Here is a 14,788-nt window from a genome sequence, read left to right as displayed (position 1 = left end):
CGATACGCAGCGACGCCAAGCTGCGCGAGATCGCCCCGCAGGCCGAAGGTTCGACCCGCACGCGCCGCGTCCGGCTGACGCTCATCGATCCGCCGCCGGCATTCAGGCTTGGTTCGACGGTGACGGCGACCCGCATTGCCAAGATCACGCCGACGATCGAGTTGCCGCTGTCGGCGCTACTGGAGAAGAACGGCAGAGAAAAGGTCTGGATCGTCGACCAGCAGACGTCGAGCGTGAGTGCCCGCGACATCAAAATTGCCGCCAAGGGTGCCGCCACTTTCACCGTCGCCGAGGGCCTCAATGCAGGCATGCGCGTCGTCACCGCCGGCGTCCACAGCCTGACCGAGGGACAGAAGGTCAATATCTCTGAGGGAGAGGCCATATGAAAGGCTTCAACCTCTCCGACTGGGCGCTGAGCCATCGCTCGTTGGTGTGGTATTTCATGCTGGTCTTCGTCGTGGCCGGCGTCTTTGCCTATCTCAATCTCGGCCGCGAGGAAGACCCCGCCTTCACCATCAAGACCATGGTCATCCAGGCCAACTGGCCGGGCGCATCGGTCAACGAGACGGTGCGGCAAGTGACCGATCGCATCGAGAAGAAGCTCGAAGAGCTCGACAGTCTCGACTATACCAAATCCGTCACCTCTGCCGGCAAGACCGTCATCTTCGTCAACCTGAAGCCGACGACCAAGGCGCGCGACGTCGTGCCGACCTGGCTGCAGGTGCGCAACATGGTCAACGACATCTGGGCGCAGTTTCCGCAAGGCGTGCAGGGACCATTCTTCAACGACCGCTTCGGCGACGTCTACGGCAACATCTATGCCTTCACCGCCGACGGGCTGACCCCGCGTCAGTTGCGCGACTATGTCGAGGATGTCAGGACAAAGATCCTGACCGTGCCGAACGCCGGCAAGGTCGATCTGGTCGGTGCCCAGGACGAAGCGATCTACCTCGAATTCTCGACCCGCCAGATCGCGGCATTAGGCCTCAACCAGCAAGCGATCGTGGCCAGCCTGCAGGCCCAGAACGCAATCACGCCTTCCGGCGTCATTCAGTCCGGGCCGGAGCGCATCAGCGTGCGCGTCGGCGGCCAGTTCACCTCGGAAGAGAGCCTTCGCGCCATCAATTTGCGCGTCAACGATCGCTTCTTCCGGCTGAGCGACGTGGCGACGATTTCGCGCGGCTATGTCGACCCGCCGACGGCCTTGTTCCGCTTCAACGGGCAGGACGCGATCGGCCTTGCCATCGGCATGAAGCCCAACGCCAATCTGCTGGAGTTCGGCGAGGCCCTGCACGAGGAGATGAACAAGGTGCTGGCCGACCTGCCGGTCGGCGTCGGCGTGCATCTGGTCGCCGACCAGCCTGTCATCGTCGAGGAGGCGGTTTCCGGTTTCACGCGCGCCCTGTTCGAGGCGGTCGCCATCGTGCTTGCCGTGTCCTTCATCAGCCTCGGCATGCGCGCCGGCTTCGTGGTGGCGCTGTCGATCCCGCTGGTGCTGGCCATCACCTTCACGGTCATGGCCTATCTCGGCATATCGCTGCAGCGCATTTCGCTCGGCGCGCTGATCATCTCGCTCGGCCTTCTGGTCGATGACGCCATGATCGCGGTGGAGATGATGGTGGCTCGGCTGGAGGTCGGTGACAATCTGCGCAAGGCGGCGACATATGTCTATACCTCGACCGCCTTTCCGATGCTGACCGGCACGCTGGTGACGGTCGCGGGCTTCATCCCGATCGGCCTCAACAACAGCGCCGCCGGCGAATACACTTTCACGCTGTTCGTCGTCATCGCCGTGTCGCTCCTGGTGTCATGGATCGTCGCGGTGCTGTTTGCGCCGCTGCTCGGCGTCACCATCCTGCCGGCGACGATGAAGCAGCACCATGAAAAGCCCGGCCGCTTCACCGCGCTGTTCCGGCGCGTCCTCGTCGGATCGGTGCGCCATCACTGGCTGACCATCATCGCCACGGTGCTGTTGTTCGCGGCGTCGCTCGGCGGCTTTGGCCTCGTCCAGCAGCAGTTCTTTCCACCATCCGACCGTCCCGAACTGATCGTCGACTGGAATCTGCCGCAGAACTCCTCAATTGCCGAGACCCGGGACCAGATGGAGCGGTTCGAACAGCGGGCGCTGGTCGGCAATCCCGATATCGACCACTTCAGCTCCTATATCGGCCAGGGCGCGGTTCGCTTCGTGCTGGCCTATGACGTGCAACCGGCCAATCCCTATTTCGGCCAGACCGTCATCGTCACCAAGAGCATCGAGGCGCGCAATCGGGTCAAGCCGGCGCTCGAAAAGCTGCTGCGCGACGAGTTCGTCGGCACCGACGCCTTCGTCAAGCCGCTCGAACTCGGGCCGCCGGTCGGGCGGCCGGTGCAGTACCGCGTCGGCGGTCCTGACGTCCAGACGGTACGGACACTGGCGCAGGAATTCGCCGGCATCATTTCCGCCAATCCGCAGCTGGCCGCACCCACTTTCGACTGGAACGAGCCCGAGCGCGTGCTGAGGGTCGACGTGCTGCAGGACAAGGCACGGCAACTCGGCATCACTTCTTCGGACATCGCCAGCGCGCTGAACAGCACGGTCGGCGGCTCCACCATCACCCAGGTGCGAGACGCGACCTATCTGATCAATGTGGTGGCCCGTTCGCGCGAGGCCGAACGGGGTTCGATCGGCACACTGCAGAACATGCAATTGCCAACCGGAACCGGCGAGGCGATCCCGCTGGCCGCTGTGGCGAACTTCCGCTACGAGCTCGAACAGCCGACAGTGTGGCGCCGCGACCGCATCCCGACCATCACCGTGCGCGCCGGGCTGGTCGGCGACGTGCTGCCAGCCACCGTGGTCAACGAGGTGAAACCGTCGGTCGACGCCTTCATCGCCAAATTGCCACCGGGCTATTCGATCGCCACCGCCGGCTCGGTCGAGGAAAGCGCCAACAGTCAGGGACCGATAGCCGCCGTGGTGCCGCTGATGCTGTTCATCATGGCGACCATCCTGATGGTGCAGTTGCAGAGCTTCCAGCGCCTGTTCCTGGTCGTGGCGGTGGCGCCGCTCGGCCTGATCGGCGTGGTGGCCGCGCTGGTGCCGAGCGGGGCACCGCTCGGCTTCGTTGCCATCCTCGGCGTGCTGGCGCTGATCGGCATCCTGATCCGCAATTCTGTCATCCTGATCGTCCAGATCGAGGATCTTGTGAACGTGGGCAAGGACCGCTGGGCCGCCGTCATCGAGGCGACCGAGCATCGCATGCGGCCGATCGCGCTGACGGCGGCGGCCGCGAGCCTGGCGCTGATCCCGATCGCACGCGAAGTGTTCTGGGGGCCGATGGCCTATGCCATGATGGGCGGCATCATCGCCGGCACGGCGATCACACTGCTGTTCCTGCCAGCGCTCTATGTGACGTGGTTTCGGATCAAGGAGCCGAAAGAGGCGGCAGGAGGGTGAGGCGGGAGATAGCAGTGCCATTGTGGAGGGTAGCGGGGCCTAAGGCGGAAGTTGAGTTCCTTCGCGCCCCCCTCTGTCCTGCCGGACAGAGGGGGGCGCGACAGAGCGCGACCTGGAATGTTAAACTACGTCCTCACGAACCCCTCGCTGGCCCTCAGCAAATTGCGCGTATAATCCTTGGTGACACGGCGTTCGACAAGATCGTCCGCGGTCAGATTCTCCATCGCCTCGCCGTTCTGCATCACCATCAGCCGTTCGCACATGTGGGTGATGATGGCTAGGTCGTGGCTGACCATCAGGAAGGTCAGCTTGCGGCGGCGCCTGATCTCTTCCAGCAGGTTCAGCACCTCCGCCTGCACCGAAGCGTCGAGCGCCGAGGTCGGCTCGTCGAGCAGCAGGATCGACGGTTCCAGAATCAGGGCGCGGGCGATCGCCACGCGCTGGCGCTGACCGCCGGACAATTGATGCGAATAGCGAAAACGGAACCCGGTGCCGAGGCCGACCTCGTCGAGTGCCCGCTGGATGCGCTTTTCGCCGTCGGCGAAGCCGTGAATGGCGAGCGGCTCCTGCAGCAGGCGGTCGACGGTCTGGCGCGGGTGCAGCGAACCGTACGGGTCCTGGAAGACCATCTGCACCTCGCGGTAGAACGCCTTGTCGCGACGCGCGCCTAGCGTTTTGCCGTTGACCGCGATGGTGCCTGATGCGGCCGGCGCCAGGCCGGCGATTGCCCTTAGCAACGTCGACTTGCCGGAGCCGGACTCGCCGACCAGGCCGAAGGATTCACCGGATTCGACCTCGAGGCTCACGCCTTTCAACGCGCGGAAGCGGTCGAAGACCACCTCCAGCCTGTCGACGGAAAGGGCTGCCGTCATGCTGCCCACTCCGGCTTGCGGTCGAGCACCGGCAGCGGGTGACGGTCGGCGCCGATCTTGGGCATGCAGTTGAGCAGGCCGCGCGTATAGGGATGCTGGGCGCGGCCGAGCTCCGAGGCTTTGAGCTGTTCGACCACCTTGCCGGCATACATGACGATGACACGATCACAGAAGGACGAGACCAGGCGCAGATCGTGCGAGATGAAGATCAGCCCCATGCCGCGCTCGCTGACCAGCCGGTCGAGGATGCCGAGCACGTCGAGCTGGACAGTGACGTCGAGTGCCGAGGTCGGCTCGTCGGCGATCATCATTTCCGGCCCGGCGATCAGCATCATGGCGATCATGGCGCGCTGGCCCATGCCGCCGGAAACCTCGTGCGGATGCAGGTCGAAGACACGGGCCGGATCGCGGATCTGCACAGCCTCCAGCATGGCCAGCGCGCGGTCGCGGGCTTCGGCCTTGGAGACCTTCTCATGCGTGCGCAGCGTCTCGACGATCTGGCGGCCGATGCTCATCACCGGGTCGAGCGAATATTTCGGATCCTGCAGGATCATGGCGATACGCTTGCCGCGCAGCGCGCGGCGCTCGCGCGGCGAGGCGGCCAGCAGGTCGATGCCGTCAAAAGCGAGCGTCTTCGCGGTCACCTCGGCCTGCGGCGGGGTGACGCCCATGATGGCGCGGCCGGTCTGCGACTTGCCCGAACCGCTCTCGCCAACAATGCCGAGCCGCTCGCGGCCGAGCGAGAAGGAGACGCCGCGCACCGCCTCGATCAGGCCGGTGCGCGTCGGGAAGGTAACGCGCAGGTCGTTGACTTCGAGAAGCGTGCTCATTGGTCGCCACTCATTGGTCGCCACTTCGGGGATCGAGCGCGTCGCGCAGTCCGTCGCCGAGCAGGTTGAAGCCGAGGCTGACGATGAGGATGGCAAAGCCCGGAGCACCCGCCACCCACCACTGGTCGAGCACGAAGCGGCGGCCCGACGCGATCATCGCGCCCCATTCGGGCAGCGGCGGCTGCGCGCCAAGGCCGAGGAAGCCGAGGCCGGCCGCGGTCAGGATGATTCCGGCCATGTCGAGCGTCACCCTGATGATCAGCGAGGAGATGCAGAGCGGCATGATGTGGCGAAGCACGATGCGAAACGGCGAGGCGCCCATCAATTGCACCGCCTTGATATAATCGGAATTGCGCACCGTCAGCGTTTCGGCGCGGGCAATGCGGGCATAGGGCGGCCACGAGGTGATGGCGATGGCAAGCACGGCGTTTTCGATGCCGGGGCCGAGCGCCGCGACAAAGGCCAGCGCCAGGATCAGCTTCGGAAAGGCGAGAAAGATGTCGGTGATGCGCATCAGGATCGCATCGGTCCAGCCGCCGGCATAGCCGGCGACGGTGCCGACCAGCAAGCCGATGGGCGCGGCGATAATGGCAACCAGAATGACGACGTAGAGTGTCCAGCGCGAGCCGAAGATGATGCGCGAATAGATATCGCGGCCGAGATCGTCGGTGCCGAACCAGTGCGCCGCACTCGGCGCCAGGAGCCGCGAGCCCTTGAGGTCGCCGAATGTCGGCGAATAGGGCGCCAGCACATCGGCGAATGCCGCGACCACCAGTAGGGCGACGATGATGAGCAGGCCGGCAAACGCCAGCCGGTTGGCGGAAAAGCGCCGCCACGCCACATAGGCGCGGCCGAGCCTCGCCTGCACGCGCGACGCCGGCCGCTCGCTGAGCAGCCAGTCGCGGCGGGTTTGAATCGCTTCCGTGCTCATCCTGCCTTGGTCCTCATCCTGCCTTGGTCCTTGGATCGAGCAGCCGGTAGAGCAGGTCGGAGAATAGATTGATGGCGATGAAGACCGAGCCGATGATGATCGTGCCGCCAAGCACGGCATTCATGTCGGCGTTCTGCAGCGAGTTGGTGATGTAGAGGCCGATGCCCGGCCACGAAAACACTGTCTCGGTCAGCACCGAGCCTTCGAGCAGCCCGGCATAGGACAGAGCGATCACCGTGACCATCGGCACCGCGGCGTTGCGCAGCGCGTGACCCCAGATGATGCGCGTTTCCGACAGGCCCTTGGCGCGCGCTGCGACGATGTATTCCTGGGTGAGTTCGTTCAGCATGAACGAGCGCGTCATGCGGCTGATGTAGGCGAGCGAGAAATAGCCGAGTAGCGAAGCCGGCAGGATGATGTGGCGGAAGGCATCGGCAAATACATCCCACTGCCGCTGCCAGAGCGCATCCAGCAGGTAAAAGCCGGTAATCGGCGTGAAGGTGTATTCGTAGACGACGTCGAGCCGGCCGGGAAAGGCGACCCATTGCAGCTTGGCGTAGAACAGCACCAGCGCCAGCAGCCCCAGCCAGAAGATCGGCACGGAATAGCCGACAAGGCCGATGATGCGCACGATCTGGTCGATGACGCTGCCGCGCCGCACGGCGGCCAGCACGCCAAGCGGCACGCCGATCACCGAACCGATCAATGTTCCCAACGTCGCCAGTTCGAGCGTCGCCGGAAAGGCGCGGCGGATATCGGTCATCACCGGATTGGTGGTCAGCACCGAGGTGCCGAAATCACCGTTCAGGGCATGTTTGACATAGATGTAGAACTGCTCGACCAGCGGCAGGTCGAGGCCCATCTCGCGGCGCGTTCGTTCGACGACGTTGGCCGGCGCCCGGTCGCCGAGCACCGCCAACACCGGGTCGATCGGGATCACGCGGCCGATGAAGAAGGTCACCGCGAGCAGACCGAGATAGGTCGTTATCGCGATGACCAGGAACCGGGCGATAGATGAGGCCACGGCAACGGCGCGGGCGCCGCCGCGCCCTGCCGTCACCTCGCTTTCAGCCACACTCATACGGCGCGTCCGCCGGCGTCACTCCCCGGCATCACTCTTTCGAGACGGGGCCGACGAAGTTGGTGTCGAAGCTCGGGCCGAGCGCAAAACCCTTGAGGTTCTTGCGCAGGCCGGCCACTTCCAGCTGCTGGTGGATGATGACGAAGGGGCTGGTATCGCGGATCTTCTTCTCGAGATCCTGGTACATTGCGGCGCGCTTGGCCGCGTCCTTCTCGAGCAGGGCGGCTTCGGTCTGCTTGGTCAAGTCCGGGATGTCCCAGGCGTTGCGCCAGGCCAGCGTCTTGGTCTTGCCTTCATCCGAATTGTCGGGGTTGCTGGCGAAGGTCTGGGCGTTGGAGTTCGGATCGAAATAATCCTGGCCCCACTGGCCGATATAGATGTCGTGGTTGCGGGCGCGGTATTTGGTCAGCGTCTGCTTGCCGTCGCCGGGGATGATCTCCAGCTTGATGCCGGCCTGTCCCAGCGTCTGCTGGATCGATTCCGCCATGCCCGTCGTCGGCTGCCCGGTACGCACGTCCATGGTGACGCTGAAGCCGTCGGCGAGGCCGGCCTTGGCGAGCAGTTCCTTGGCCTTGGCGACGTCGAACTTGAACGGGTTCTCGTCCAGTTCGCCGAGCACGCCCTTGGGCAGGAAGGTCTGGTGGATCTCGCCGATGCCCTTGAGGATGGTCGTGCTCAAGGCGTCGTAGTCGACCAGATATTTGAAAGCCTGGCGAACCTCGGGCTTGGCGAGGTTCGGGTTCTTCTGGTTGAGGCTGATGTAATAGACCGTGCCCTTCGGCGCGCTGGTGGTGGTGAGGTCGGCATTCTTGGCGATGGCATCGAGGTCGTTCGGCTCGAGATTGCGGGCGACGTCGATATCGCCGGCTTCGAGCGCCAGGCGCTGGCCCGAGCTTTCCTTCATGTTGCGATAGATAACGCGGGCAAGCTTGGCTTTTTCGCCGTAGTAATTGTCGTTGCGCTCAAGGACGACGGCCTCGTTGGCCCGCCATTCGCGCATTTTGAAGGCACCGGAGCCGGCATAGCCGGTCTTCAGCCAGGCGTTGCCGAAATCATTGTCCCATTTGTAGTCGGCGCTCGGGGTGACCGCAGCGACATGCTCCTTGACCAGCTTGGCGTCGACGACCGAAGCGACGGTCGCCGAAAGGCAGTTCAAGACGAAGCTCGGCGCATAGGCCTTGTCGACGGTGAACTGGAACGTCGTGTCATCAACGGCCTTGGCCTTCTCGGTGACGTTGCCGCCATCGATACCGAACTGGCCGATAATAAAGGCCGGGCTCTTGTCGAGCTTGATGGCGCGCTCGAACGAATAGGCGACGTCGGCCGCCGTGATCGGATTGCCGGAGGCGAATTTGAGGCCGGGCTTGAGCTTGAATGTGTAGGTCAGGCCGTCGTCGGAGACGCTCCAGCTTTCGGCGAGATCGCCCTTGACCTTGGATGTGTCGCTGAGGTCGAGGCGTACCAGAAGATCATAGGTGTTGCCGGTGACCTCTGCGGTCGACAATTCGAATGCTTCGCCCGGATCCATGGTGATGATGTCGTCGATGGCGAAACCCTCGACCAGCGTGTCGGCGGGCGTGACCGCGAAGGCAGGCGCAACGGCCAGAAGCAGCGCGGACATGGCCGCGCCCGCGAGCAAGAAGCGGGAGCGTAGAGCAAACTTTTCCATCATCATTTTAACTGTTCCCTGTTTTTGTTGACCTGAGTTCCCGGCTCAGGGTTGTGGCATTTCTTGCCGCGTCGAACGGTGATCCCCGGACCGTTGTCTTGGCAATTTTTTGTGCGGTTCCGGTTCACCATATCCGGCGGTTTCGAGCGCGGCAACGAGCATTTGCAGAACGGTCGATTGGGCCAGACCGGCGGTGCGAAAATCCGGCTATTTCAGCGCGGTAACCAGGTCGGCGTCGGGAAAGCAGGTAGCGGAACGGCCGTTGCTGGCCTGCCATTTGCCGATCGAGCGGCGCGTCTTGAAGCCAGGCAGGCCGTCGGCGCTGCCGACATCGTAGCCCTTAGCTTCCAGCGCCCGCTGCAGGGCGGCGATGTCGGAGCGGTAGAGCCCGCCGACCGCGCCCCAATTGCCCGAGAAATTGCTGTCGCCATGGGCGATGCGATCGGCGCCATGGCCGATGAACAGGGCATAGAGATCGCTGGTGTTATACTGCTTCAGCACATAGAAATTGGGGGTGACGATGAAGGCCGGGCCGCTACGCCCGGCCGGCATCAAAAGAAAGCCCTCGGCTTTCAGTTCGCTCGCCGGGAACGGTTTACCCGACACACGCCTGATGCCCATATCAGCCCACTGGGAAATCTTCTTGCCCTGGTCCGGACCTTCGAGCGAGCACGAGACGCTGTCCGGCACAGTCACCTCGAAGCCCCAGCCGCGGCCCCTGACCCAGCCATAATGGACGAGATAATTGGCGATCGATGCCAGTATATCGGGCGTCGAATTCCAGATGTCGGTGCGGCCGTCGCCGTCGAAATCGACGGCATGCTTGAGGAACGATGTCGGCATGAACTGCGGCTGGCCAAGCGCGCCTGCCCAAGACGATTTCATCGCGCCGACCGGGGCAAGCCCGCGCTCGACGATCGCGAGCGCAGCCAAGAGCTCGGTGCGGAAGAATTCCTTCTTGGTCGACATGAACGCCTTGGTGCCCAGCACCTCGAAGGCGTCATAAGGCATCTTCGCCGCGCCGAAGCCGCTCTCGCGGCCCCAGATCGCCAGCAGCACTTCGCCAGGCGCGCCGTAGCGTTTCTCGATCGCGGCAAGAGTCCTAGCGTTGGTCGCCTCGCGGGTGCGGCCGCCGGCGGTCACCGTTCGGATTATCTTTTCAGCGAAATAGGCGCCCGGCGAACCGAACTCGGCCTGATGCTGCTTCTGCGGCGTCGTCGCCTTCTCGCCCGGCTTCACCAGGTCGGGCAGCTTCAGGTTCGGCTTGACGCCTTCGAAGGCGGCATCGAAGGTTTTCCTGGAGATGCCTTTGGCCTTGGCTTCGGGCCAGAGGTCGTTGCCAAGCCAGGCGCGGAACTGGTCGTCGATCTTTGCCGCCGAGGCGGGGGTGGCGAGGATCAACCCAAGTAGGGCTGCTAGAAACGAGAGGCAGGCTAGTGTGCGAGCTCGGCGTTCTGTCGCGCCCCCCTCTGTCCTGCCGGACATCTCCCCCACTTGGGGGGAGATTGGCTGTCGCGTCTGTTTTCGCCAATCTTCAACGTCGCAAGCTTGGCGGGGATGTCGAGGCTGCCGATCTCCCCCCTGGAGGGGGAGATGTCCGGCAGGACAGAGGGGGGCGCGACGGAACGCAATCATCTCGGAAGCACTCTCCCCGCAACTCGCCTCAAAACACCGTCCGCGAGCGCAGTGCGGCGGCCAGCGTGCCTTCGTCGAGATAATCGAGTTCGCCGCCGACCGGAACACCGTGCGCCAGGCGCGTCACCTTGATGTCGAAGCCGGAAAGCTGGTCGGTGAGGTAGTGCGCGGTGGTCTGGCCCTCGACCGTGGCGTTGACGGCGAGGATCACTTCCTTGACTTCGCCGCCGGCGACGCGATCGACCAGCGAACGGATGTTTAGCTCATCAGGACCAATGCCGTCGAGCGGCGACAGCGTACCGCCGAGCACATGGTAGCGCACGTTCATGGCTGTCGCCCGCTCCAGCGCCCAAAGGTCGGCCACGTCCTCGACGACGATGAGCGTAGTGGGGTCGCGGCGGGGGTCGGTGCAGATCATGCATGGATCCGAGGTATCGACATTGCCGCAGGTCGAGCAGATGCGCACCTTGTCGACCGCCTCGCCCATGGCGGCGGCGAGCGGCGCCAGCAGCTGTTCCTTCTTCTTGATGAGGTGGAGCGCGGCGCGGCGTGCCGAACGCGGACCGAGCCCCGGCACCTTGGCCAGCAGCTGGATCAGGCGTTCGATCTCGGGACCGGCGATTCGCTTAGACATCGCACCGGTTTAGGATTTTTCCGCACGCTTTGGAACAGTTGAGCGGCCAGGGGCTCCGCTCTTCCCTTCTCCCCTTGTGGGAGAAGGTGGATTGGCGCGCAGCGCCAAGACGGTTGAGGGGTGTTGGCCGGAGCGCCGTCGATGCCAAGCTGGAGCACCCCTCATCCGACCTCGCTTCGCGAGGCCACCTTCTCCCACAAGGGGAGAAGGGAAGGCCGACGTCGCGGCCAGTGCTGCCGCCCTCAGTTTTCTTCCAGTGGCCGGGTCTGGCCGGCGATCATCGCGCCGATGGCGTCGGTGTTCTCGGGCGTCGCCTCGAACGACATTGTCGGCTCTGCCGGCGCGGCCTGGAAGGAGGTGACAGGCCGCTCGCTCACGGTTCCGCCAAAACGGGCCGCATCCGGCTCCTGCATTGGTTCCTGCAGCGCCACAAGCATCGGCTTCTCCGGTGTCGCCCTCGCCGCGGTTGCCATCCCGGCAGTCACCCTTGTCTGCTTTGCCGGCAGCGATGCCGCGGCGGTCACATAGGTCGCTTTGGCGAATGTCGGCTTGGCGCTGCGTGCCGGCTCCGCCGAGGCGACAAGTATGGCCTGAGCGGCAGGCGCTTGCGGCTTGGCCTGGGCCATGGCGACCACCGGTTCGTCCGGCAGCGGCTGCCAGTTGCGGCCGCGCTTTTCATAGAAGGCATTGCCGCCGGCGACCATGGTGTAGTGCATGTTCTTGTAGGGGAAGCGCAGGCCGGCGGTGTGGAAGAACATGGTGTTCTTCAGCTTGGCTTTGCGCTCGCCCTTGAGCACCGCCTCGGCGGCTTCCTCGACGTCGGGCATCGCCTTCGAATTCATCGGCCGTGTCATGACGCCCGGCGCGAACTGCCCGCGCTCGCCGACGACCTGGCAGATGGTGTTGCCGTGATTGCCGGACCGCAGCCGGTTCATCACCACCGTGCCGACCGCAATCATGCCGTCACGGCTCGACCGGTTGGACTCGAAGAACATTGCCCGCTCCAGGCACTCCTTTTCCTTCGGCGTGGAATTGTAGGAGCGCGAGCTCAGGAAACTCGGCGTAATAGCATCGGTCAGGCTGGACATGCCGTGCGAGGCGGTCTGACTGCAAGCGGCCAAAAACAGCGGCGAGATAACGACGCCGAGCCGCAACGGCGTCTTCCATCGGGTAGAGATCAACAGGTGTCCCCTCAATTCTGCTGCCAGCCCGCCTCTGGTTGCGGCAAGAATGAGACACTTTCAGGCAAAAAGATGGCTAAAGCGTTATTAAGTGTGGGGAGTTGCCTAATAGACACAGCTGGCGGTAGAGCGAGCACTGGGCCGCTGCACTCTTCGGCCACTGTAACGGCATACCGATTGACTAGCGCGTCGCGTTCGACCGGCCTCATGCGACGCGCTTTAGGTTCTTGTTTTGATGCATGTCGTTATCGCAAAACCGCTGCACACTTTTGCGCGACATGCACTAGCCTTAGAACGGCAGTTTCATTCCCGGCGGGATCGGTAGGCCCGCGGTCAGCGCCCTGGTCTTCTCCTGCATGATCTGCTCGACCTTGGTCCTGGCGTCGTTGTGGGCAGCGAGAAGCAGGTCCTCGAGAATCTCGACCTCGTCTTCCTTGAACAGCGACGGGTCGATCTTCAGCGACTTCATCTCGAATTTGCCGGTCAGCGTGACGCTGACCAGGCCGCCGCCGGCCTGCCCGGTGGCTTCCAGCGTGGCGATCTCATCCTGCATGGCCTGGAACTTGGCCTGCATTTCCTTTGCCTTGCCCATCATGCCGAGAAGGTCTTTCATCGCACGGTCCTTTGCAGCTGGTGCTGGTTGTTTCAGGTTTCGTCGTCGTCGGCCGGCGGCTCGACCGGCACGTCGGCCTCGTCGGCTTCCGGCGCGTCGGGAATGCGCACGTCGATGATCTTGGCGCCGGGAAAGCGCGCCAGGATGGCGGCGACCGTCGGGTCGCTCTTGGCATCGAGGAAGGCGTTTTCGCGCTTTGTCGATTCCAGCTCGGCCAAGGTCTGGCCGCCCTCTTCCTTCGACAGCGACACCAGCCAGTTGCGGCCGGTCCAGGCGCGCAGCTTGGCGGTCAAATCGTTGAGCAACATCTTCGGCGCATCGTCGGTCAGGCTGACGTCGATACGACCGGGCTCGACGCGCACCAGGCGCACGCAACGCTTCACCAACACCTTGAAGGCCATGTCGCGCTGGGCGTCGGCAAGGGCGACAATGTCGGCCAGCGATTTCACCGGCACCGGCGGCGCCTCGACCGCCGGCTCCGGCGGAGCAACGAAGTTGGTCGGCACCGGCTCGGCCTCGACCAGACGCATTGTCTGGGCGCCGCCATTGGCCATCGGCATCCGCGCCTGCGCCACGGCGCCGGCACCACCGCTTGCAGGCGCATGGTTTGCGGGGCCGGGGCTTGCCGGCGTGCCATTCACGCGCGGCGCAGTGCCCGGCAGGGTACCGCCGTTCTCCAGCGATTTCAGCGCCTCGTCCAGCGTCGGCAGGTCGGCGGCATGGGCCAGCCGGATCAGCACCATCTCGGCGGCGCTGACCGGGCGGTTGGAGGTCTGCACCTCGGGAATACCTTTCAAGAGCATCTGCCACGTCCGCGACAGCACCTTGACCGACAGCATGCTGGCGAAATCGGCGCCGCGCCGGCGCTCGTCCTCGGACAGCGAGGCGTCGTCGATGGCAGCCGGCACGAAACGCAGACGGGTGACCAGATGGTTGAACTCGGCAAGGTCGGTCAGCACCGCGGCAGGATCGGCGCCGGTATCGTACTGGGCACGGAATTCAGCAAGTGCGGCGGCGACGTCGCCCTTCATGACATGTTCGAACAGGTCGACGATGCGGGCACGGTCGGCAAGGCCGAGCATAGCACGCACCGCTTCGGCGCTGACCGCGCCGCCGCCATGGGCGATCGCCTGGTCGAGGATCGACTGCGCATCGCGCATCGAGCCTTCGGCCGCGCGCGCGATCATCGCCAGCGCATCGTCTTCGACTTCGATGCCCTCCAGACCGGCTATCCTGGCAAGGTCGGCCTTGATCATTGCCGCATCGATGCGCCTGAGGTCGAAACGCTGGCAGCGCGACAGGACGGTGATCGGCACCTTGCGGATTTCGGTGGTGGCGAAGATGAACTTGACGTGCGGCGGCGGCTCTTCCAGCGTCTTCAGCAGGCCGTTGAAGGCCTGGTTGGAAAGCATGTGCACTTCGTCGATGATGTAGACCTTGTAGCGCGCCGACACCGGGGCGTAGCGCACACGCTCGATGATGTCCCTGATGTCGTCGATGCCGGTATGCGAGGCGGCGTCCATCTCGATGACGTCGACATGCCGGCCTTCCATGATCGCCTGGCAATGCTCGCCGAGCACGGCAAGGTCGACGGACGGCTGGTCGACGGTCGATGTTTTGTAGTTCAGGGCCCGCGCGAGTATGCGCGCGGTCGTCGTCTTGCCGACGCCACGCACGCCGGTCAGCATCCAGGCCTGGGCGATGCGGCCGGTGGCAAAGGCATTGGTCAAGGTGCGGACCATCGGCTCCTGGCCGATCAGTTCGGAGAAATTCGACGGTCGGTATTTGCGCGCCAGCACGCGGTAGGCGGCAGGCTTGTCCAATTTCCCGGCCTCGTTTCCGGCTTCGCTCATTCGCCCGTTAAGCTCCAAGGGCTGCCACTGGAGGCGGCCGATTCCTGCGC

At 64.2% G+C, this 14,788-nt stretch carries 12 protein-coding genes; 2 read left to right on the top strand and 10 right to left on the bottom strand.

Annotation, left to right across the window (positions count from 1 at the left end; translation table 11 throughout):
- Positions 1 to 386 (top strand): efflux RND transporter periplasmic adaptor subunit (locus NKK47_RS15490; RefSeq protein ID WP_352577512.1); only part of this gene is annotated, 386 nt, incomplete at its 5' end.
- Positions 383 to 3,439, top strand: a complete 3,057-nt coding sequence (locus NKK47_RS15485) for an efflux RND transporter permease subunit (RefSeq protein WP_352577511.1) — start codon at positions 383 to 385, stop codon at positions 3,437 to 3,439. The genes NKK47_RS15490 and NKK47_RS15485, both read left to right, overlap by 4 nt.
- A 125-nt stretch (positions 3,440 to 3,564) precedes the next feature.
- Here NKK47_RS15485 and NKK47_RS15480 read toward each other — a convergent pair whose 3' ends face one another.
- From NKK47_RS15480 to NKK47_RS15435, 10 genes are all read right to left on the bottom strand, one after another.
- The gene (locus NKK47_RS15480) at positions 3,565 to 4,311 is read right to left on the bottom strand and encodes an ABC transporter ATP-binding protein (RefSeq protein ID WP_352455098.1); all 747 of its coding nucleotides are present in this window, start codon (positions 4,309 to 4,311) and stop codon (positions 3,565 to 3,567) included.
- Entirely contained in the window at positions 4,308 to 5,141 is an 834-nt protein-coding gene (locus tag NKK47_RS15475) for an ABC transporter ATP-binding protein (RefSeq protein WP_023676876.1), read from the bottom strand. The genes NKK47_RS15480 and NKK47_RS15475 overlap by 4 nt, the downstream gene beginning before the upstream one ends.
- Positions 5,142 to 5,151: 10 nt before the next feature.
- Positions 5,152 to 6,072 carry a nickel transporter permease gene (nikC, locus tag NKK47_RS15470; RefSeq protein WP_352448584.1) on the bottom strand — a complete coding sequence of 307 codons (921 nt, stop codon included), beginning with the start codon at positions 6,070 to 6,072 and terminating at the stop codon, positions 5,152 to 5,154.
- A 13-nt stretch (positions 6,073 to 6,085) separates the two neighbouring features.
- On the bottom strand, positions 6,086 to 7,153 hold the full coding sequence (locus tag NKK47_RS15465) for an ABC transporter permease (protein WP_023676874.1): 1,068 nt from the start codon (positions 7,151 to 7,153) through the stop codon (positions 6,086 to 6,088).
- 31 nt (positions 7,154 to 7,184) lie between these two features.
- Positions 7,185 to 8,828 carry an ABC transporter substrate-binding protein gene (locus NKK47_RS15460; RefSeq protein ID WP_352577510.1) on the bottom strand — a complete coding sequence of 548 codons (1,644 nt, stop codon included), beginning with the start codon at positions 8,826 to 8,828 and terminating at the stop codon, positions 7,185 to 7,187.
- A gap of 201 nt (positions 8,829 to 9,029) precedes the next feature.
- Positions 9,030 to 10,307, bottom strand: coding sequence for a lytic murein transglycosylase (locus NKK47_RS15455; protein WP_352577509.1), 1,278 nt, complete (start codon positions 10,305 to 10,307; stop codon positions 9,030 to 9,032).
- A gap of 178 nt (positions 10,308 to 10,485) precedes the next feature.
- Positions 10,486 to 11,091: a recombination mediator RecR gene (gene recR, locus NKK47_RS15450; protein ID WP_352448580.1), complete on the bottom strand. Its 606-nt coding sequence runs from the start codon at positions 11,089 to 11,091 to the stop codon at positions 10,486 to 10,488.
- 242 nt (positions 11,092 to 11,333) lie between these two features.
- Entirely contained in the window at positions 11,334 to 12,272 is a 939-nt protein-coding gene (locus tag NKK47_RS15445) for a cell wall hydrolase (protein WP_352570310.1), read from the bottom strand.
- A gap of 289 nt (positions 12,273 to 12,561) precedes the next feature.
- Entirely contained in the window at positions 12,562 to 12,885 is a 324-nt protein-coding gene (locus NKK47_RS15440; RefSeq protein WP_023676870.1) for a YbaB/EbfC family nucleoid-associated protein, read from the bottom strand.
- Positions 12,886 to 12,917: 32 nt separating this feature from the next.
- Positions 12,918 to 14,738, bottom strand: coding sequence for a DNA polymerase III subunit gamma/tau (locus tag NKK47_RS15435; RefSeq protein ID WP_352577508.1), 1,821 nt, complete (start codon positions 14,736 to 14,738; stop codon positions 12,918 to 12,920).
- Positions 14,739 to 14,788 lie beyond the last annotated feature (50 nt).

Source organism: Mesorhizobium sp. M0019, assembly GCF_040323975.1.
Taxonomy (GTDB): Bacteria; Pseudomonadota; Alphaproteobacteria; order Rhizobiales; family Rhizobiaceae; genus Mesorhizobium.
The sequence above is the reverse complement of the archived record's forward strand: the minus strand, read 5'-3'. Positions and strand labels throughout refer to the sequence as shown.

What these genes read in the sequence shown, in the direction of transcription:
- NKK47_RS15485 (WP_352577511.1), top strand. Translation starts at nt 383, where the DNA reads ATGAAAGGCTTCAACCTCTCCGACTGGGCGCTGAGCCATCGCTCGTTG.
- NKK47_RS15480 (WP_352455098.1), bottom strand. Translation starts at nt 4,311, where the DNA reads ATGACGGCAGCCCTTTCCGTCGACAGGCTGGAGGTGGTCTTCGACCGC.
- NKK47_RS15475 (WP_023676876.1), bottom strand. Translation starts at nt 5,141, where the DNA reads ATGAGCACGCTTCTCGAAGTCAACGACCTGCGCGTTACCTTCCCGACG.
- nikC (WP_352448584.1), bottom strand. Translation starts at nt 6,072, where the DNA reads ATGAGCACGGAAGCGATTCAAACCCGCCGCGACTGGCTGCTCAGCGAG.
- NKK47_RS15465 (WP_023676874.1), bottom strand. Translation starts at nt 7,153, where the DNA reads ATGAGTGTGGCTGAAAGCGAGGTGACGGCAGGGCGCGGCGGCGCCCGC.
- NKK47_RS15460 (WP_352577510.1), bottom strand. Translation starts at nt 8,828, where the DNA reads ATGATGATGGAAAAGTTTGCTCTACGCTCCCGCTTCTTGCTCGCGGGC.
- NKK47_RS15455 (WP_352577509.1), bottom strand. Translation starts at nt 10,307, where the DNA reads ATGTCCGGCAGGACAGAGGGGGGCGCGACAGAACGCCGAGCTCGCACA.
- recR (WP_352448580.1), bottom strand. Translation starts at nt 11,091, where the DNA reads ATGTCTAAGCGAATCGCCGGTCCCGAGATCGAACGCCTGATCCAGCTG.
- NKK47_RS15440 (WP_023676870.1), bottom strand. Translation starts at nt 12,885, where the DNA reads ATGAAAGACCTTCTCGGCATGATGGGCAAGGCAAAGGAAATGCAGGCC.
- NKK47_RS15435 (WP_352577508.1), bottom strand. Translation starts at nt 14,738, where the DNA reads ATGAGCGAAGCCGGAAACGAGGCCGGGAAATTGGACAAGCCTGCCGCC.